Source organism: Dietzia sp. UCD-THP (genome assembly GCF_000349585.1).
Lineage (GTDB): Bacteria > Actinomycetota > Actinomycetes > Mycobacteriales > Mycobacteriaceae > Dietzia > Dietzia natronolimnaea_A.
In genome coordinates, this window is sequence record NZ_KB714650.1 from 41,189 (window position 1) to 60,597 (window position 19,409).

At 70.8% G+C, this 19,409-nt stretch carries 19 protein-coding genes and 1 tRNA gene; 12 read left to right on the forward strand and 8 right to left on the reverse strand.

From position 1 onward, the window contains the following. Nucleotides 1-42 precede the first annotated feature (42 nt). Nucleotides 43-975, forward strand: coding sequence for a PAC2 family protein (locus H483_RS28710; RefSeq protein ID WP_017836753.1), 933 nt, complete (start codon nucleotides 43-45; stop codon nucleotides 973-975). A gap of 31 nt (nucleotides 976-1,006) precedes the next feature. On the opposite strand, the gene mshC is transcribed toward H483_RS28710, so the two are convergent. The 5 genes from mshC to H483_RS28735 form a co-directional block, all read right to left on the reverse strand. After that, nucleotides 1,007-2,257, reverse strand: coding sequence for a cysteine--1-D-myo-inosityl 2-amino-2-deoxy-alpha-D-glucopyranoside ligase (mshC, locus tag H483_RS28715; RefSeq protein ID WP_017836754.1), 1,251 nt, complete (start codon nucleotides 2,255-2,257; stop codon nucleotides 1,007-1,009). Nucleotides 2,258-2,284: 27 nt separating this feature from the next. Next, nucleotides 2,285-3,067, reverse strand: a complete 783-nt coding sequence (locus H483_RS28720) for an SCO1664 family protein (protein WP_017836755.1) — start codon at nucleotides 3,065-3,067, stop codon at nucleotides 2,285-2,287. Beyond that, nucleotides 3,064-3,651, reverse strand: coding sequence for a DUF3090 domain-containing protein (locus tag H483_RS28725; RefSeq protein WP_017836756.1), 588 nt, complete (start codon nucleotides 3,649-3,651; stop codon nucleotides 3,064-3,066). Before H483_RS28725 ends, H483_RS28720 begins: the two co-directional genes overlap by 4 nt. 76 nt (nucleotides 3,652-3,727) lie before the next feature. Then, a complete protein-coding gene (locus H483_RS28730) occupies nucleotides 3,728-4,435 on the reverse strand; it encodes a histidine phosphatase family protein (RefSeq protein ID WP_017836757.1) in 708 nt (235 codons plus the stop codon). Between the two features lie 40 nt (nucleotides 4,436-4,475). Further along, nucleotides 4,476-5,321 carry an undecaprenyl-diphosphate phosphatase gene (locus H483_RS28735; RefSeq protein WP_042329841.1) on the reverse strand — a complete coding sequence of 282 codons (846 nt, stop codon included), beginning with the start codon at nucleotides 5,319-5,321 and terminating at the stop codon, nucleotides 4,476-4,478. A gap of 174 nt (nucleotides 5,322-5,495) precedes the next feature. Here H483_RS28735 and H483_RS28740 point away from each other — a divergent pair, with 174 nt between their 5' ends. Both H483_RS28740 and H483_RS28745 read left to right on the forward strand, forming a co-directional pair. Continuing rightward, nucleotides 5,496-6,527, forward strand: coding sequence for a hypothetical protein (locus tag H483_RS28740; protein WP_017836759.1), 1,032 nt, complete (start codon nucleotides 5,496-5,498; stop codon nucleotides 6,525-6,527). Nucleotides 6,528-6,561: 34 nt separating this feature from the next. After that, on the forward strand, nucleotides 6,562-7,629 hold the full coding sequence (locus tag H483_RS28745; RefSeq protein ID WP_017836760.1) for a quinone-dependent dihydroorotate dehydrogenase: 1,068 nt from the start codon (nucleotides 6,562-6,564) through the stop codon (nucleotides 7,627-7,629). A 2-nt stretch (nucleotides 7,630-7,631) separates the two neighbouring features. Here H483_RS28745 and H483_RS28750 read toward each other — a convergent pair whose 3' ends face one another. Next, on the reverse strand, nucleotides 7,632-8,174 hold the full coding sequence (locus tag H483_RS28750) for a YbhB/YbcL family Raf kinase inhibitor-like protein (protein WP_017836761.1): 543 nt from the start codon (nucleotides 8,172-8,174) through the stop codon (nucleotides 7,632-7,634). 187 nt (nucleotides 8,175-8,361) lie between these two features. On the opposite strand from H483_RS28750, the gene H483_RS28755 reads away from it, so the two are divergent. The 9 genes from H483_RS28755 to H483_RS28795 all read left to right on the forward strand — a co-directional run bounded on the left by H483_RS28755 (nucleotide 8,362) and on the right by H483_RS28795 (nucleotide 15,942). Further along, nucleotides 8,362-8,447, forward strand: a tRNA-Leu gene (locus H483_RS28755). Between the two features lie 77 nt (nucleotides 8,448-8,524). After that, a complete protein-coding gene (locus H483_RS28760) occupies nucleotides 8,525-9,232 on the forward strand; it encodes a hypothetical protein (RefSeq protein WP_017836762.1) in 708 nt (235 codons plus the stop codon). Between the two features lie 33 nt (nucleotides 9,233-9,265). Beyond that, a complete protein-coding gene (locus H483_RS28765; RefSeq protein ID WP_017836763.1) occupies nucleotides 9,266-10,714 on the forward strand; it encodes an SDR family NAD(P)-dependent oxidoreductase in 1,449 nt (482 codons plus the stop codon). Nucleotides 10,715-10,804: 90 nt separating this feature from the next. Then, on the forward strand, nucleotides 10,805-11,317 hold the full coding sequence (locus H483_RS28770) for a DUF664 domain-containing protein (protein WP_017836764.1): 513 nt from the start codon (nucleotides 10,805-10,807) through the stop codon (nucleotides 11,315-11,317). After that, nucleotides 11,314-12,345 carry a nucleoside hydrolase gene (locus tag H483_RS28775; RefSeq protein WP_017836765.1) on the forward strand — a complete coding sequence of 344 codons (1,032 nt, stop codon included), beginning with the start codon at nucleotides 11,314-11,316 and terminating at the stop codon, nucleotides 12,343-12,345. The genes H483_RS28770 and H483_RS28775 overlap by 4 nt, the downstream gene beginning before the upstream one ends. A gap of 172 nt (nucleotides 12,346-12,517) precedes the next feature. Beyond that, nucleotides 12,518-13,834 (forward strand): acyltransferase, encoded by a 1,317-nt coding sequence (locus tag H483_RS28780; protein ID WP_017836766.1) that lies wholly within the window; start codon nucleotides 12,518-12,520, stop codon nucleotides 13,832-13,834. Between the two features lie 75 nt (nucleotides 13,835-13,909). Then, nucleotides 13,910-14,107, forward strand: coding sequence for a hypothetical protein (locus tag H483_RS28785; protein WP_017836767.1), 198 nt, complete (start codon nucleotides 13,910-13,912; stop codon nucleotides 14,105-14,107). 171 nt (nucleotides 14,108-14,278) lie between these two features. Further along, nucleotides 14,279-14,644, forward strand: coding sequence for a YciI family protein (locus H483_RS28790; protein ID WP_031264856.1), 366 nt, complete (start codon nucleotides 14,279-14,281; stop codon nucleotides 14,642-14,644). Nucleotides 14,645-14,688: 44 nt separating this feature from the next. Then, a complete protein-coding gene (locus H483_RS28795; RefSeq protein ID WP_017836769.1) occupies nucleotides 14,689-15,942 on the forward strand; it encodes an RNA polymerase sigma factor in 1,254 nt (417 codons plus the stop codon). Nucleotides 15,943-15,996: 54 nt separating this feature from the next. Here the strand turns inward: H483_RS28795 and meaB are convergent, their stop codons facing one another. After that, nucleotides 15,997-16,980 (reverse strand): methylmalonyl Co-A mutase-associated GTPase MeaB, encoded by a 984-nt coding sequence (gene meaB / locus H483_RS28800; protein ID WP_017836770.1) that lies wholly within the window; start codon nucleotides 16,978-16,980, stop codon nucleotides 15,997-15,999. 134 nt (nucleotides 16,981-17,114) lie between these two features. Then, nucleotides 17,115-19,409: a methylmalonyl-CoA mutase gene (gene scpA / locus H483_RS28805; RefSeq protein ID WP_017836771.1), complete on the reverse strand. Its 2,295-nt coding sequence runs from the start codon at nucleotides 19,407-19,409 to the stop codon at nucleotides 17,115-17,117.

Consider the following 19,409-nt stretch of genomic DNA (forward strand, 5'->3'; position numbering starts at 1 on the left):
GTGTATGGGTGCCCCGGAAGTCGCCGTCCGTAGGCTGTACTGATGACTGTCGAATGGACGCCCGACGGGCCTCTCGATCTCGAGAGCCCCGTCATGATCGTGGCCTTCGAGGGCTGGAACGACGCCGCCGACGTGGCCACCGGCACGGTTGAACACCTCGCCCTGACCTGGGAGGCACGACAGATCGCGGAGATCGGTGGCGACGAGTTCTTCGACTACCTCGACCAGCGACCGACGGTCCGGCACTCGAGAGGGGTGTCGAGGTCGGTCGAGTGGCCGCAAATCCTGGTGTCCGTGTGCCGACCGGACGGGGTCGATCACGACGTCGTGCTGGTCCGCGGCCCCGAACCCGGCCTGAAGTGGCGCCGGTTCGCCTCCGAGTTCGTGGACCTCGTCGACACGCTGGCCGTCACCGAGGTGGTGCTGTTGGGTGCCTACCTGGCCGATGTCCCCCACACCCGCCCCGTGCCCCTCACCGGGACGGCGTTCAACCGCCAGCGGATCGCCGACATGGGGGTGCGGGCGTCCGACTACGAGGGGCCCACCGGGATGACCGGTGTCCTCCAGCAGCTCCTCACCGAGGCCGGTGTCCCGACGGTGAGCCTGTGGGCGGGTGTCCCCCACTACGTGGCCGCCCCACCCAACCCGCGCGGCACCGAGGCCGTCCTGTCCTGGCTGGCGGGGAATCTCGGGGTGGCCGTCCCGATGGACGCGTTGCGGGTGCAGTCCCGCACGTGGGTGGCGAAAGTCGACGCCGCGGCCGGCGAGGACGAGGACCTGCGCGACTACATCCAGTCCCTCGAGGACCGGATGGACGAGGAGAACGGGGTCGGTGCGGGTGTGGATCCCGAGCCCGACCGTGGGCGTGCCGCAGACGGTGAGACGATGCCGCTGGTCGACGGCGACTCGATCGCCGCCGAGTTCGAGCGCTTTCTGAGAGGGGACCGGGACGAGCCCGACACCGGCCAGGTGTGATGGCCGGGCAGAGGGGCGCAGAGGCGGGCCGTCAGGTGCCGGGGGCGAGCCCGAGCAGGGCGTCGAGGGCGATCGCGACGGAGGGTCCGGCGGACGGGTCCGACTCGTCGCCGTCCAGGGTCGCCTCCGCCCAGTCGTCGACCGCGGCCAGGGCGCCAGGGGTGTCGAGGTCGTCCGCGAGACGGTCGCGCACCGCGGCGATGGTCGCGGCGGAGTCGGCGCCCGCTTCCCGGGCGATCGCACGGACCCACCTCTCGCACCGGGAGCGGGCCTCCGCGAGCAGTTCCTCCGACCATGACCGGTCCGTCCGGTAGTGTCCGGCGGCCAGCGCGAGCCGGATCACCGCCGGGTCCACCCCGTGCTCGCGCAAAGTCTTGACCCGCACGAGATTGCCCAGTGACTTGCTCATCTTGACCCCGTCGAGGCCGATCATCGCCGCGTGCACGTAGAAGCGCGCGAACGGGGAGCGCCCGGTCGCGGCCTCCGCGTGGGCGGCGGAGAACTCGTGGTGTGGAAACGCGAGATCGCTGCCCCCACCCTGGATGTCGAACTCCATTCCCAGTCTGTTGCGTGCGATGGCCGAACACTCGATGTGCCAACCCGGCCTGCCCGCTCCCCAGGGTGAGGGCCAGGACGGCTCCCCGGGCCGTGCCACCCGCCACAGCAGCGCGTCCAGTGGGTGCTCCTTCCCGGGCCGGTCCGGGTCCCCGCCGCGCTCGGCGAAGGCGTCGGCCATCTGCGCGGCGTCATACCCCGACTCGTACCCGAACTCCGGGGTGGACCGGTGTCGGTAGTAGACGTCGGGGTAGCCGTCGACCCCCGGGTCGATCGTGTAGGCGTGGCCGCCGTCGACGAGTTCGGCGACCATCTCCACGACCTCGTCGACGGTCTCCGTGGCGGCCACGTAGTCGCGTGGGGGGAGCACACGGAGCGCCTGCATGTCGGCGCGGAAGAGGTCGGTCTCGCGATCGCCGAGTTCTCTCCAGTCCACGCCGTCGCGCTCGGCGCGCTCGAACAACGGGTCGTCGACGTCCGTGGTGTTCTGGACATAGTGGACCTCGTGCCCGGCGTCCAGGAGGAGCCGGTACACCAGGTCGAAGGTCAGGTACGTCGCGGCGTGACCGAGGTGAGTGGTGTCGTAGGGGGTGATGCCGCACACGTACATGCCCGCGACGGGCCCGGCGGACACCTCGCGGATCTCGCCACTCGCGGTGTCGAACAGTTTCAGCGGGGCGCCGTCACCGGGTACGGCGGGGACGACGGGCGGGGGCCACGAGTGCATGCGGCCGAGTCTAGATACCGCGGGATCTCAGAAGAGCGGCCAGGGTAACGGGTACCCCGGCCCCGGCGCGGGGAACACCTCTCCCTCCACCAGCGCCGCGACCCGCTCCCCCAGCGCGCCGACCTCGGCGGGCGCGAGCAGGTCTCTCAGAACGCACGCCAGGGGGCCGTCCGCGGCCAGGCCGTCGCGCACCGTCTCGAGGGCCTCGAGATCCTCCGGTGGCAGGGGCTGACCCGCCCACCCCCACAGGACGGTGCGCAGTTTGTGCTCGGTGTGGAAGGACAAGCCGTGGTCGATCGCCCAGATCTGACCGGAGGTGTCGACCAGGACGTGACCGCCCTTGCGGTCGGCGTTGTTGATGACGAGATCGAACAGCGCGATGCGGCGGAGTCGGTCGTCGAGGGCGTGCGCCACCACCACGTCCTGTCCCCCCGAACCCTGTCCGCGCAGAACCGCCACGCGGCCGGCAGGCAGCGCGTCGACGGGATGGACGTCGACCGGGTCGTGGCCGGGGATCTCGGTCCGGTCGATCTCGTCGACCCACCGTTGCGCCATCCCCGGGCCGCCCGGGCCGTGCGCCCCCACCGTCTCCGGCACCAGGTCCCACCCCAGCGCGACGGACACCGTATATGCCGCGACCTCCCGGGCCGCCAGGCTGCCGTCGGGGAAATCCGAGAGCGGCCGCTCTCCTGCCGAGGGCTTGTAGACCCAGTGTTCCCCCAGTGTGTCCACGCAGCGGTAGACCGCGTTGCTGCCCGAGGGGATCCGGTGCAGAACGGTGAGTTCGGGGCCCGGCGGGCGGGCGTTCACGGATCGACGAGGTCGGCGAGTGCCTCACCGGAACGAGGGAGGTACCCGTTGAGGCGGATGCACAGGTGTCCCGTCGTGTCGATCGGTTCGCCGCACAGCGGACACGGGGCACGGCCGGCGGAGACCACCTTCTCGCTGCGCAGGACGAACTGCCGTGCGCGTTGCGGGCTGAGGAAGACGCGGAGTGCGTCCGGGGCGTCCTCGGCATCCGAGAGGACGACCGACTCGTCGGTGGCGGAGGGGTCCGCCGCGAGCAACTCCACGACGATCTGGCTCTTCTCCCCGTCCCAGCCCAGACCCATGGTCCCCACCTGGAACTCCGCGTCGACGGGCATCTCCAGTGGCGCGAGATCGTCCACGACACCCGCGGCCGGCGGGACGGGGACGTCGGATTTCGCGGCGATCTCGTCGAGGAGGTCACCCATCCGCTCGGAGAGGATCTGGGCCTGCTGCTTCTCGCACCGGACGGAGACGGTCCGGCCGCCGCCCGTGGCCTGGACGAAGAACACGCGCTCGCCGGGCTGGCCGATCGTGCCCACCACGAACCTCGCCGGGTCGCGGAACTCGTGGACTTCCCTGCTCATGCCGGTCGTCTCCTCGGTGCTGTGCTGTGAAGTGTACTGACGGGTGGTGCCGGGCGGTCCTGGGCGGAGGTGCGGTTCACAAGGGTACGTTCCCGCCGGGCACCGCGTCCGAGCTGGCGTCGCCCGCGGTGGCCCGGCCCACGTGTCCGGCGGGTTCCCCCCGGAGACTCGCCAGGTCCCCGCCGGTGTCGTTGACCCGGAGGACGAACGGTCGGTGAGGGGTGTAGCGGACCACCGACACCGATCCCGGTTCGACCACGATGCGCTGGAAGTGGTCGAGGTGCATTCCGTACGCGTCGGCGATCACCGACTTGATCACGTCCCCGTGGCTGCACGCCACCCAGAGGACGTCGCGGCCCGCATCCTCCGCCAGGCGTCGGTCGTGTGCCCGGACGGCCGAGACGGCGCGCGTGGCCATCTCCGCGAGGGATTCGCCCTCCGGGAAGACGGCAGAGGACGGGTGCTGCTGCACCACCGACCACATGTGCTCCGACGCGAGTTCGCTCAGGGTCCGTCCGGTCCACGACCCGTAGTCGACCTCGACCAGGCCCTCGTCCACGACCGGCTCGACCCCGAACGCGGCGGCCAACGGCTCGACCGTCTCCCTGCAGCGCATGAGCGGCGACCGGATGACGGCCTCGACGGGCAGGCCCGCCAGGCGTCGGCAGAGATCCTGTGCCTGCGCGCGGCCCGTCTCGTCGAGCGCGACCCCGGAGGTCCGGCCGGCCAGTGTGAGCGCGGTGTTGGCGGTGGAGCGGCCGTGACGCAGGAGGATGACGGTCATGACCGCAGGTTACCGACGCCGCGCCGCATCCGTGGTGCGGTCAGGTCGCGGGGATCGTGCCGGTGGACAGCAGGACGATCACGACCAGACCGAGGATGATGCGGTAGCCGGCGAACCAGGCCAGGGAGTGCTTCTGGACGAAGCGCAGGAGCCAGGCGATGGCGATGTATCCCAGCACGAACGCGATCACCGATCCCACGACCAGCTGGATCCCGGTCGCGGACTGCCCCACGGACGGCTCGAACGCGTCGGGGAGGCTGAACAGTCCTGAGGCCAGCACCGCCGGGATGGCCAACAGGAAGGAGAACCGTGCGGCGGCTTCGCGGGACATGTTGAGGAACAGGCCCGCGGAGATGGTGCCGCCCGACCGGCTGACGCCGGGGATGAGGGCCAGGCACTGGGCCAGGCCCATGACCACGGCGTCCCTGAACTTCAGACCCTCGAGCGACTGGCCGTCGACCGGACGGTCCTGCTTTCCGACCTTCTCCGCGATCAGGAACACGAAGGAGAACGCGATGAGGACTATGGCCGTGATCCAGAGATTGCGGGCCGCGTCCCGGATGAGGTCTTTGCCCAGGAAACCGATCACCGCGATGGGGATCGACCCGATGATGACGTACCACCCGAGGCGGTAGTCCGGGTCGTCGCGATGTGCAGAGTCGAACACGCCCCGGAACCAGGCGACGACGATCCGCACGATGTCCTTGAAGAAGAACACCAGAACGGCCGCCTCCGTGCCGAGTTGGATGACCGCCGTGAACGAGGCGCCCGCGTCCGCCCCGAACATCCAGGTGGAGAAGATCCGCAGGTGCCCGGAGGAGGAGACGGGCAGGAACTCCGTGATCCCCTGGATCACGGAGAGCACGACCACCTGGAGCCAGGACATGCCGTCCGCGGCGGGGGCGGCCAGGACCGTCGGGTTCACGGGCGCTGCTTTCTGTCGGGGACCGTGGGCACGGGAGCGGGTGGTCCCCGCACCGACGTGAGGGTAGTCGCCCGGACCTGGACGGAGGCTGAGGACCCGCGTGAGGGACACTGTGGTCACGTCGAAAGGAACACAGTGCCCCTTCGTGCCCACCGCCGCACCGCGGTCACCGCCGCCGTCCTCTCCCTCGTCGTCGGGCTCACCGGTTGCGCGTCGACCACCGGCCAACTGGAGGACTACACCGGGATCGAACAGGGCAACGCCAGCCCGGCCTCCGCGCCGTCGGCCGCCGACCCCGAGGGTGGCGAGGTCGTCTCGGCGCCGGGTTCCGTGTCCGCACTGGTCGCCGTGGGCGACCGGGTGCTGGCACAGGTCGACGGACCACCGGCCCTGGAGATCGCCCGGGTGGAGGGCACCCGGTGGATCCCGGAGACGACCCTCGAGCTGCCCGCGGACGCGGGGACCGCCACTACCGCGCTCGACGGGACGGTCCTTGTGCCCTACGGCGACGGCGTCGTCGTCGTCTCACCGGACGGTGACTCGCGCGAGATCGCGGGGCTCGGACCCGTCACCGCGGCGGCCGTGACCACCGACGGTCGCCTCCTCACGGGCGCCCCGGGTGGCGAGGTGGTGGTCCGTGACTCCGACGGGGCCGAGCAGCATCGCGTCCGGGGCCTGACGTCGGTCGATCGGATCAGCGTGGCCCGGGACGGTTCGGTCACGGCGTTCAGCCGACCGGACACCGTCATCGCGAGCATCGATCTGGACGAGTCCGGGGCCGGGCCGCTCCTGCGCGCCGGCAGAGGAGCCGGGATGCTCGGCGAATACGGGGACGTCACCATCGTCGCCAGCGACACCGTGGGGGACACACTGCTGGTCTACTCGACCTCGCCGATCCGGCTCCATCAGCAGTTCCCGGTCGCGGCCGCACCCTGGGCGGTGGCCGGGGACCCCACCCGGGACGTCGTCTGGGTCACCTCCACCGGGACCAACACCATCCAGGCGTACGATCTCGGCGACGGGACAGGAGTACGGCGGGCTGAGATCGCGACGGTGCGCCAACCCGATTCCCTGGTGGTCACCGAGTCCGGGACGGTGGTCGTCGGATCCGCCGACGGTGCGGGACTGCACCTGGTGCGGCCGGAGCTCCCGGAGCCGTCGAGCTGATCGAAGGACCACCCACGTCCCATCGAGGAGGACCGTGTACTCGCTGATGAAGAGTGTGCTGTTCCGCTTTCCCGCGGAACGGATCCACCACCTGGTCTTCGGCTTTCTCAAGCTGTTGACCCTGGTTCCGCCGCTGGGCTCGCTCGTGCGCCGGGTCCTCGGCGTCCGGGATCCGGTCCTGGCCCAGGATGTCCTGGGGCGCCGGTTCCCCGGGCCGCTCGGGCTCGCCGCCGGCTTCGACAAGAACGCCGCGGCCGTCGACTCGTGGGGGGCGATCGGGTTCGGGTTCAGCGAGGTGGGCACGGTCACCGCGTCACCCCAGCCCGGGAACCCGGCGCCCCGTCTGTTCCGGCTGCCCGAGGACCGGGCGATCCTCAACCGGATGGGGTTCAACAACCATGGCGCGGGCAACGCGGCCAACAATTTGCGCAGGCGCCGCAGCAGCGACCCCGTGGGGATCAACATCGGAAAGACCAAGGTGGTGCCCGCGGAGGATGCGGTCCGGGACTACGTGGCGTCCGCCAGCATGCTCACCGGGCTGGCCGACTACATGGTGGTCAACGTCAGCTCCCCCAACACCCCCGGCCTCAGGGATCTCCAGGCGGTCGACTCGCTTCGCCCCATCCTCACCGCGGTCCGTGACGTGGCGACGATCCCCGTGTTGGTCAAGATCGCGCCCGACCTGGACGACGACGACATCGACGCGGTCACCGACCTCGTCGTGGAGCTCGGGCTCGCGGGCATCGTCGCCACCAACACCACCGTCTCCCGCGACGGGCTCAGGACACCGGCTGACCTCGTGGAGGCGATGGGGGCGGGAGGGATCTCGGGGGCGCCCGTCGCGGCCCGGTCCCGCGAGGTGCTCGCCCGGATCCACCGGCGGGCCGGTGACCGGCTCGTCCTCATCTCGGCGGGCGGTGTCGAGACGCCGGAGGACGTGTGGGAACGCATCACCCACGGCGCCCACCTCGTCCAGACCTACACGGGCTTCGTCTTCACCGGCCCCGGGCTGATCCGGGGAACCAACAAGGTGGTCGCGCGACGGCTCCGCCAGGGTGGGTTCACCTCGCTGGCGGAGGCCGTCGGCTCCGCGGTCGACTGACCCTACTGCTCGAAGACCGCCGTGGTGGTACCGCGGGCCAGGCCCTGGCCGAAGAGGTTGAACCCGACGAAGGCGCAGGAGGCGTCCTCCCCCAGGTCGATCCGGTCACCGACGGCGTGGACGGCGAGGATGTAGCGGTGCGGGCCGTGGCCCTCCGGCGGGGCCGCGCCCACGAACCCCTTGAACCCCGCGTCGTTGCGGACCACCACGGCCCCCTCGGGGAGCCCCGAGGTGTCCTCCCCCGTGCACGCCCCCTCCGGCAGCGAGGTCACGTCGGCCGGGATGTTCGCCACCGACCAGTGCCAGAACCCCGAGGCCGTCGGCGCGTCGGGATCGAACACGGTGACCACGTAGGTCCGGGTACCCTCCGGTCCGGCGCTCCAGCTCACCTGAGGCGACTTGTCCTCGCCTCCCTCCACGCCCATCTTCCCGCCGAGCTGCGCGGGCGAGAGGCTGGCCCACTCGTCGAAGGACTCGCTCGTCACCTCGAGAGCGGGGAGATCCGGAAGGGCGTCGTAGGGGTTCGGCACACGGAAGTCGGTCATCGTCATCCTCCTGGGTCGGACGGTGCGGGGAGGAGTCCCCGGCCGGTCACGTCCTTGTCTACCAGCGATGACCGGACGGCGTCGGGTGGGAGTGGGGTCCGATTTGGCCCCCGGTTCGCGCATCGGCTAGTGTCATTCCTCGCACGACCAAGCCGGGTACGAACCGGTGCAGGTCACCAGTGTGCGAGCGCGAGTGGCGGAATGGCAGACGCGCTAGCTTGAGGTGCTAGTGTCCTATTAACGGACGTGGGGGTTCAAGTCCCCCCTCGCGCACACTGTGTCGAGACAGTAGAAGTGGCCCCGGATCCGTGAGGATCCGGGGCCCACTTGTTTTCCCGGGAGGTCTCCCGATGGCCCGCACACCGCCGACCCCGGTCCGTCAAGTGCTGGGAGCGGCCGCCGGACGGGCGACGGACACGCTGGGGTCGCTGATCGGCGCCGCCGCTCGCGCCGTGGACCGGCGACTCGACGCCCTCGGGCTGGCTCCCCCGCCGCTCGACCTGCCCTCCGGGGTCCGCGACGACCTTCGCGCGTTCTTCGGCCACACCATCGACCCGTCGGAGGTGACGATCCGTCGGGGCCACGTGCCCGGAGTGCCCCACCCGCGGGCGTTCGCCCTTCCGGGCCTGATCTATCTGGGCGTCGACGCCGGGATCGTGCGCGCGGGCGGCGGGGGCGACCAGCAACTCAGGGCCACACCGACGCTGGTGCACGAACTGGTCCACGTCTGGCAGGGCCGGGTCGTCGGACCCCGTTACGTGGTCATCGCGCTCGTCGAGCAGGCGCTGAAGGGGCGCCGGGCCTACGACTGGCGCGCGGTCCTCGACCGGGCTGCCCACGACCATGCCCCCCAGGACCGGGCTCCACTGAACCGAGTCCCGTGGATGTTCCCGGTGGAGGCCCACGCCCAGCTGGTCTCCGATGCCTACGCCCGCCGCCACGGGTTCACCCGACTCACCGTTGACGCGGGGCACGACCGGGAGCCGCGAGCCGTGGAGGAGGTGCTCGCCGGGCTCAGGGCAGGTCGCGCGCCCACCCTGCGGGCGCGAGCGGTTTAGGGACCGGCGGCCTCGTCGTCGTACCGTGTCCTGGTGACAGGCATCGATCCGGACGACCTCGAGACCCTCCAGCGCGTCCTCGACCAGGCTGCGGCGCTCGGGGAGGACCACCCCGATTCAATCCGTGTACAGCGCTCGGTCGGCCATATGTTCAAGCTGCTCAAGAAGTCTCGCCGCAACGAGGTCCGGCGCGCCCGGCAGGAGGCGGACAAGGCCGTCATCGAGGCCACCGCGACCGGTTCGCCCACCCGGATCGATGACGAGACGGCCGGGATCCGCCTGGTCTCGAACACTCCGGGAGCCGTGGCCGGGCACCTGCAGCGCGCGGTGGCCTGTTACGTCTGCAAGCAGCTCTACACGCAGGTCGACGCCTTCTACCACCAGCTGTGCCCGGAGTGCGCGGCGGCCAACCGCGCGAGACGGGACCCGGACATGGACTTGACCGGGCGGCGGGCCCTGCTCACCGGGGGGCGCGCGAAGATCGGCATGTACATCGCTCTCATGCTGCTGCGGGCGGGGGCTCACGTGACCATCACGACCCGGTTCCCCCGCGACGCCGTCCGACGGTTCGCCTCGATGCCCGACCACGCGGACTGGGCCGACAGGGTCCACGTGATCGGTGTGGACCTGCGCGATCCCGCCCAGGTCGTGGCACTGGCCGACGAGGTCGCCGCCGCCGGTCCGCTGGATATCCTCATCAACAACGCCGCCCAGACGGTGCGCCGCTCCCCCGGGTCGTACTCCGGACTCGTGGACGGCGAGTCCGCGCCCCTCACCGGACGGGCCGCCGACATCCCCATGATCACGATGGGCCGCACCTCGGAGCTGCATCCGGCCGCGTTGATGGGCGGCGAATCCGCGCTCATCGGCACCGATGAGGCCGAACGCGAGGCCGGACACATCGCCGAGCAGGCGCTCCTGGCAGGGTCGGCGTCCCTGGACCGGGTCGCCGCCGGCACCGCAATCGACGCCGGCGGGCTGCTGCCGGACGTGGTCGACCACAACAGCTGGGTGGCGACGGTCGAGCAGGTGGAGCCCATGGAGATGCTCGAGGTGCAGCTGTGCAACTCGGTCGCGCCGTTCATCCTGGTCTCGCGCCTGCGGCCCGCACTGGCGGCGTCGGGCGCCCGCCGCAAGTACGTCGTCAACGTCTCCGCCATGGAGGGGCAGTTCTCCCGTCGCTACAAGGGTGCCGGCCACCCGCACACCAACATGGCCAAGGCCGGCCTGAACATGCTCACCCGCACCTCCGCCGAGGAGATGTTCACCGAGCACGGCATCCTCATGACCGCCGTGGACACCGGGTGGATCACCGACGAGCGGCCGCACACGACCAAGGTCCGGCTGCACGAGGAGGGCTTCCACGCGCCTCTCGACCTGGTGGACGGGGCGGCGCGCGTGGTCGACCCGATCGTGCGTGGCGAGGCCGGCGAGGACCTCTACGGGTGTTTTCTCAAGGACTTCCGCCCCAGCCCGTGGTGAGTGGTCCGGACACCGGGCAGTCCGGGCACCCGGCGGTCCCGACTGAAGGCGGCCCGGACGATAGGCGGCCCGGACAATAGGATCGTCGGCATGGACTCACCCACCTCGGCGGCCGTGCACCTCATCCTGACCACCGAGCTCCTGCCTGCGCTGCGCGCAGTGGTGACCGAACTCGGCGGGGACGGCCCGGGCACCCTGGTCCATTCGCGGCCCACGGCGGTGGGTTCGGCGCATCCGACCAACTCCGCAGGCGCGACGGTCCGTCATCTCTGCGGGGTCCTCACCTCATGGGGAGCGGCGTGCCTCGGGGGCGAGGAGGTCCGCCGACACCGGGAATCGGAGTTCGCGTACGACGGGCCGGTCGAGCCCGAACTCGACAGGCTGTCCGCACTGGCCGACCGGGTCCCGGACTGGACCACGGCGGCTCTGCGACGGGGCGAGCTCGCTCACCCCGCGGGTACGGCGTTCCCGGTGGAACGGGCCCGTGCTGCCGGCACCCTGACCGTGGAGTGGGTGCTGGCGCACATCCTGCACGACGTCGCCACCCACCTCGGTCACCTGGAGGTCACCCGCGACGTCCTGCTGTCCGCCGGCTCCCGGTGAGCTCCTCACGCACCGGGGTTGACTCCGAGCGGAGCGGCCGGATCCCGGTCCTTCTCGACTGCGACCCGGGGATCGACGACGCCTTGGCGATCGCCTATCTGGTCGCCGAGCACCGAGCCGGGTCGATCGACCTGGCCGGGCTCGTGTGCACGGCCGGGAACGTCGGCATCGAGGACACGGTCCGTAACGCCCTGGTCTGGCTGGACCTGGCGGGCGCTCCCCCGGTCCCCGTGGCGGCCGGGGCCGCCGGTGCGACGGTCGTGCCCCACGCGTTCACGCCCGAGACCCACGGCCCCCGCGGTGCGGGACACGCGGGGCTGCCGACGACGACGAGGGTTCCGGATCCGCGGACCGGGGCCCGACTCTGGGTGGACGCGGCTCGCGCTGCTCCGGGTAATCTGGTGGGGATCGTGACCGGTCCCTCGTCCACGCTCGCCCACGCGCTGGAGCTCGAGCCCGCGCTCCCGCGGTTGCTGCGTCGGCTTGTGGTGATGGGCGGGTCCTTCCGCGGACACCCGGGTAACACCACGCCGGTGAGCGAGTGGAACGTCGACGTGGACCCCGAGGCCGCCGACCGGGTGTGCCTGTCGTGGGAGGCGGCACGGTCCACGGACCCGGCGGTGCCGCCCGTGATGTGGTGCGGACTCGATCTGACCGAGCGCGCGGTGTGGACCCCCGAGCATTCCGAGCGGCTCCTGGCGGCCTCCGGGACCCCGCTGGCCAGACATCTGGTCGACGCACTGCGCTTCTACTTCGAGTTCCACGAGTCCGTGGGCGAGGGCTATCTGGCGCAGGTGCATGATCCCCTGGTGGCCTGGCTGGCGCTGCACCCCGAGGCGGCCGTGACCGAACCCGTCCATCTGCGTGTCGAGTGCGCGGGAGAGCACACCCGGGGGATGACGGTCGAGGACCGCCGTGGCCACCGGGGGCGGCCGGCGAACGCCGAGCTCGTGGTGGATCTCTCCGTTCCGGGTGGTGCGGGTGCGGTGCTCGAGGAGGTCACCGTCTCGATCGCGGGCCTACGCTGAGATGACCTCCACCAGTGCGATCCTGTGTCACGACCAGCACCTGTGAGCGGTCGACCACCCCTGGGGTCGCCGGGTGGAACCGGTGCTAATCTCGTCCGGATGCCCTGACGGCGGCACCGCCGTCGCCGGACGACGGACCGTCGTCTCACGTGAAGTAACCCCAGGAGAGTCCATGAGGCCTGTCGCCGCCGTCGCCCTCGCTGGTGGAGCTGTCGCGGCCGGGTTCGCCGCGCGACGCCTCGCGCACCCCGTCCGGCCGACGGCGGCGGCTCCGGCCCCGGTCGACGCGCCCGACACCGCCGCTTCCGAGACCGCCGCTTTCGAGACCTCCGCAGCCGAGGCGACCGGCGAGCAGCAGACGCGGCTCGCCGGTGCGCGCGGTCACCTCCCCGCACTCGAGGGTCTTCGCGGCCTCGCGGCGATCGGCATTATCACCACCCACGTCGCGTTCGTGACCCGGATGTCTTACGGGACGCCGGTGCGCCGCCTCTACGGCCGGTTGGACATGCTGGTCGCGGTGTTCTTCGCCAAGACCGGTTTTCTCCTGTGGCGCGCACACTCCGACCACGCCCGCCGCGACCGGCCGGGAACGGCCCGGGCGGTGATCCCGTACCTGCGGGCCCGGTTCGTGCGGATCATGCCCGCCTACACGGTGCTCGTCGCCATCGCGATGGTGCTCCTGCCCCAGAACAGGGTCAACGGCCCCGTGGTCTGGCTGCGCAACCTCACCCTGACGCAGATCTACCAGAGGAAGTTCCTCGTCTCCGGGCTGACCCACGCCTGGTCACTCGCGGTCGAGATGGCCTACTACCTGGCGCTCCCGGCGCTGTGGACCGGGATGAAGAACCTGCGCGGCGACCGGGCCCGATTGCGGCTGCCCGTCGTCGGCGCCTTCGGACTCTCCGGCCTGCTGTTCCCGCTGATCCCCTGGCAGCGGCTGCGACTCCTGCCCAGGGGCGTCAACGACCAGATCCTGCCGCCGTCGTTCTCCGCCTGGTTCGGCTCCGGGATGCTGCTGGCCGAGCTGGCCACCGCCCGCCCGGGACTGCTCGCCCGACTGAGCCGGGCACCCTACGCGAGGTGGGGTTGGTGGACGGCCGGCGCCGGGGCGCTGCTCGCCACCACGTCGACCCGCTGGTTCTCCGAGGGCTTCCGCCATCCGAGCGGCCGTGAGTACGCCGCGCGCAACGGGCTCACCGCCGCGATGGCGTTCTTCTTCCTCGGACCGGTGATCCTCGCCCCGGCGGGGACGCGCTTCCGCGTCCTGGAATCGGCACCCCTGCAGGCGATCGGTCGCTGGTCGTACGGCATCTTCCTCTGGCACCTGATCGTGCTGCACTACGCGTTTCCGCTCACCCGCACCTCGCTGTGGACCCGGCGGATGGGCGTGATCTGGCCCGTGACCGTGGCCGGGTCGATCGCCGTGGGCGCGGCCAGCTACCGGTTCATCGAGGAGCCGGCGCGAAAGCTCCTCTCTCCGCACGCCTGAACTCCGCGCCCGGTTCTCGTAGGGTGAGCCCACGACCGCCGACAGGCGCGCGGTCACGACGAAGGAGATACAGCCATGGGTTACATCGGCGGCGGAGTGGTCCTTGTGGTGATCGGCGCGATACTCATGTACGCGGTCGAGGTCACCATTCCCGGAATCGACTCGAACACCCTCGCGGTGATCCTCATGGTGGCCGGTGTGGTGCTCTTCGTGATCGGTCTCCTCTTCGCGATGCGCTCCCGGGGGCGCCGGGTTCCGGACGAGCGGTACTGAGCCCGAGGACATCCCCTGCGCGACATCCCCTGCGCGGACGCTCCGGGAGCGGAATCCGCCAGAGCGCGGAGATTTCTTTTCGCGGTCCTGTCGATCTCCCGGCGACTGTTCGTCATCATGGTGTCGGCGCTCTCGCGGCCGACTTCCACCACGATCGGTCAGGAGATCGACATGAAGTACGTACTACTGCTCTTCGCAGACCTCGATGCCGCCCGCTGCGGCGAGGATTCGGCCACCGGTGCGGACGAGGGACCCGGCGTCGAGGAATTCATGGCCTTCGATGCAGAGCTGGAGAAGGCCGGGGTGCTCGCCGGTGGGTTCGCCCTGGAGGATCCGGACACGGGGGTCATCGTCTCGCTCCCGCCGGGCGCGACCGAACCCGTCGTGACGGCGGGGCCGTTCGCCGAGAGCCGGGAATTCGTCGGTGGGACCATCATCATCGACGTCCCCGATATCGACGAGGCACTGTCGTGGGCGGCCCGGTGTCCCGGGGTCCACGGCGGGCGGGTCGAGGTCCGCGCCATCGCGGAGTTCTAGATGCACGTCCGTGTACCCCGGGGAGGAGGAGCGGGGGCCCACCCGTGACCTCCCCGGGGTCCGCGGCGTCCGACGCGCTGGCCGGGATCAGGCGTGAGGAGCGGTCCCGGCTGCTGGCGGCGCTGGTGTCCCGGTTCGGAGACCTCGAGCTCGCCGAGGACGCCGCGCAGGACGCTCTCACCGCAGCGCTGGAGACGTGGCCGAGAACCGGCGTCCCCCACACCCCGCTGGCCTGGCTGATGACCACCGCGACCCGCAAGGCGATCGACCGGCTCAGGCGGGAGAAGGCCTTGACGGAGCGGCTGGCGAGGTTGCGGGTGGAGCAGGAGAGGCGGTCCCCACCGCCGCCGAGCGTGTCACCCGTGGATCCGGACGAGATCCCCGACGAGCGGCTCGAGTTGTTCTTCGCCTGCTGCCATCCGACCCTCGGAATCGAGGAACAGATCGCGTTGACCCTGCGGTGCCTGGCCGGACTGACCACGGTCGAGATCGCCCAGGCCTTCCTCGTCCCGGTCCCCACGATGCAGCAGCGCCTGGTACGGGCGAAGAAACGCGTGCGGGTGACCCGGATCCCGGTCCGCGTCCCGGAGGCCGCTGACCTCCCCCGGCGCCTACCGGCGGTTCTCGCGGTGATCTACCTGATCTACACGGAGGGCTACGCGGCGACGGCGGGAGCGGATCATGTGCGCACCGAACTCACCTCGGAGGCGATCCGCCTCGGACGCATCGTCCACCGCCTGATGGCGGGCCAGAGCGAGGTGGCGGGCCTGCTCGCGTTGATGCTGCTCACCGAGGCGCGGACGCCGGCGCGGATGGACCGCGACGGGATGCCGGTCCCCCTCTCGGACCAGGATCGCAGCAGATGGGACCGGCTCCTCGTCGAGGAGGGGCTCGCCCTGGCACGGACCGCTGCCGCGGGAGGTCCGGGCCGGTACAGCGTCCAGGCGGCGATCGCCGCACTCCATGCCGAGGCCGAGGACGTCGACTCGACCGACTGGGCCCAGATCGTGCTGCTCTACGACGTCCTGCTGAGGCTCTCCCCCGGGCCGGCCGTGCGGGTGGCCAGAGCGGTCGCTGTGGGGCGTAGGGACGGGCCCCACGCGGGTCTGGTGGCACTCGACGCATTGTCCCCGGATCCGGGACTGCGGGAGCACCACCCGTTCCACGAGGCCCGTGCGGTCACGCTGGAACTCCTCGGCCGGAGCGAGGACGCGCGCCTGGCCTGGGCCCGGGCCTTCGAGCTGTCGAGGAACGAGGTCGAGCGTGCCTATCTGACCCGCCGGTGGTGGGAGGCGTAGCCGGCCGGGCGCCGAGTGCGCCGCTCGGGTCACTCGCTACGAGTGACCCGAGCGCTATGAGTGCTCCGAGCGCTGCGAATCGAAGGCGTCGATGATGGCCTGGGCCGCGAGAGCCGCCGTCAGCGTCCCTTCGCTGACGCGTCGCTCGACATCGGCCGTGACCCGCCTCACCTCCGGGTCGGCCGCCAGTCGCGCCATGAGCGTGTCGTGCACCATCGACCGGGTCCACTCGACCTGTTGGCGGGCGCGACGGGCCTCGACCTCGCCGATCTCCCCCATCGTGTCCTGGTGGGATCGCACGGCGTCCCAGAAGTCGTCCAGACCCTCGCCCTCGAGCCCCGACATGGTCAGGACCGGCACCTTCCACACCGAGTCCGCCGGTCGCACGAGCCGCAGCGCCGCGCCGAGTTCACGCGCGGCGCGCCGGGCGTCCTTGACGTGGGGGCCGTCGGCCTTGTTCACGGCGACCACGTCCGCCAGCTCCAGCACACCCTTCTTGATGCCTTGGAGCTGGTCCCCGGTGCGGGCGAGGGTGAGGAACGTGAAACAGTCGACCATCCCGGCGACGGTGACCTCGGACTGGCCCACCCCGACGGTCTCGACGAGGATCACGTCGAATCCCGCGGCCTCGAGGAGGACCATCGTCTCCCGGGTGGCCTTGGCCACGCCCCCGAGAGTCCCGGAGGTCGGTGAGGGCCGGATGTAGGCGCGGGGTTCCGTGGCGAGCGTCGCCATCCGGGTCTTGTCGCCGAGGATCGAACCGCCGGTTCGCGTCGAGGACGGGTCGACGGCGAGCACCGCGACCTTGTATCCCTTCTCCACCAGATACAGCCCGAACGACTCGATGAACGTCGACTTGCCCACGCCCGGTACCCCGGTGATCCCGATGCGCAGGGCGCCCCCGGCATGCGGCAGAGCTCCCAGCAGCAGTTCCTGCGCCTTCTCCCGGTGCGCGGGATTCGTGGACTCCAGCAGCGTGATGGCGCGCGCGAGCACGGGGCGGTCGTCGTGGAGCACTCCCTCGAGGAGGGCCCCCACATCGATCTCCCGGCGCGGCCGCGCGCCCGTCGCCGAGGGGACCGGACCGCGGACCGCACCTGTGCCGAGAGTCGTCGACAGGCTGCCCGAGGTATTGCCCGAGCCCGCGGGATCCGGACCGGAACCGAGGCGGTTCAGGACTCGGCCCCCGCGGAGGCCAGCTCGTGTCCGAGCTCCCGGGCGAGTGCCTCGAGCAACTCGATGGCCGCGTCCGAGATCACGGTTCCGGGCGGATAGATGGCGGTCGCACCGGCGTCGTAGAGCTCCTGGAAATCTCCGGGCGGGATGACGCCTCCTACGGTGACCATGATGTCGTCGCGTCCCACCTCGGCGAGCGCCTCCCGCAACGCCGGGACCAGGGTGAGGTGACCGGCGGCCAGCGACGACACGCCGACCACATGCACATCGGCGTCCGCGGCCTGTCGGGCGACCTCGTCCGGGGTCTGGAACAGCGGACCCATGTCGACGTCGAAACCGAGGTCCGCGAACGCGGTCCCCACGACCTTCTGGCCGCGGTCGTGGCCGTCCTGGCCCATCTTGGCCAGCAGGATGCGGGGCCTGCGACCCTCCAGCTCGGAGAACTCCTCGGCCATCTTCATGGCCCTGGTGACGTTGTCCACGGCGCCCTCCTTCGAGACCTCCTGCCGGTAGACGCCGGACAGCGTCTTGATCTCGGCTTTGTGTCGACCGTAGACCTCCTCGAGCGCGTCCGAGATCTCGCCGATGGTCGCGTGGGCGCGGGCGGCGTCGATGGCGAGCGCCATGAGATTGTTCTCCAGTCCGCTCCCGGCTCCCCCGGCCGCCGCCTCGGTGAGCCTGGCGAGCGCCGCCTGACACGCGGACTCGTCCCGTTCCGCACGGAGCTTGTCCAGCTTCGCCAGCTGCTCTGCGCGCACGCGCGAGTTCTCGACCTTGAGGACCTCGATCTCCTGGTCCTCGGTCACGACGTACTTGTTGACCCCGATGACCGGTTGGCGCCCGGAGTCGATCCGCGCCTGGGTGCGGGCCGCGGCCTCCTCGATGCGCAGCTTCGGGATCCCCTCGCCGATGGCCTGCGCCATCCCTCCCGCCTCCTCGATCTCGATCAGATGCAGGCGGGCCTTGTCGGCGAGCTGAGCGGTGAGCCACTCGATGTAGTACGACCCGGCCCAGGGGTCGATCGGGCGGGTCGTGGCCGACTCCTGCTGGAGCAGGAGCTGGGTGTTGCGCGCGATGCGCGCCGAGAAGTCGGTGGGCAGGGCCAGCGCCTCGTCCAGTGCGTTGGTGTGCAACGACTGCGTGTGCCCCTGCGTCGAGGCCATGGCCTCGACGCACGTGCGGGCCACGTTGTTGAACACGTCCTGGGCGGTGAGCGACCACCCGGAGGTCTGGGAATGGGTACGCAGCGACTTGGACTTCTCGTTCTTCGGCCCGAACTTCTCCACCAGTTCGCTCCACAGCAGACGGCCGGCCCGGAGTTTGGCGATCTCCATGGAGAAGTTCATCCCGATCGCCCAGAAGAAGGACAACCGGGGTGCGAACTTGTCGATCTCCAGCCCGGCGTCCAACCCGGCACGCAGGTACTCGACGCCGTCCGCGAGCGTGTACGCGAGCTCCAGGTCCGCCGTCGCGCCGGCCTCCTGGATGTGGTATCCGGAGATCGAGATCGAGTTGAACCTGGGCATCTTGCGGGAGGTGTAGGCGAAGATGTCCGAGATGATCCGCATCGAGGGCGTGGGCGGATAAATGTAGGTGTTGCGGACCATGAACTCCTTGAGGATGTCGTTCTGGATGGTCCCCGCCAGTTGCTCCGGCGCCACCCCCTGCTCCTCGGCCGCCACCACGTACAACGCGAGGATCGGCAGGACGGCCCCGTTCATGGTCATCGACACGGAGACGGCGGACAGGTCGATGCCGTCGAACAGCTCCCGCATGTCGAGGATCGAGTCGATCGCCACGCCCGCCATCCCGACGTCGCCGGCGACGCGGGGGTGGTCGGAGTCGTACCCGCGGTGGGTGGCCAGGTCGAACGCCACCGACAGGCCCTTCTGGCCCGCCGCGAGGTTGCGGCGGTAGAAGGCGTTGGACTCGGCCGCGGTGGAGAAGCCGGCGTACTGCCGGATCGTCCACGGCTGGTTGACGTACATGGACGGGTACGGGCCGCGGAGGAACGGCGCCGCTCCCGGGACGGTGTCCAGAGGGAAGGGGGTCACCCTCTCGCCGTCGTCGGTCGGGGCGTCGCCCGCCTCGACCGCGTCACGGTCCGCCTTGGTGAACACCCGCTTGACGTCGATACCTTCCGGGGTCTCCCACCGCGGGCCGGCGTCGACGTCCCGGTCGACACCGCCGACGGCGTGGTGGTCGACGGCGGTCTCGACACCGTCCGGTAGTGGAGCACCCTCGCTGGTCTCGCGTAGCGGGGCGATGCTGAAATCGGGGAAGACGGTCAT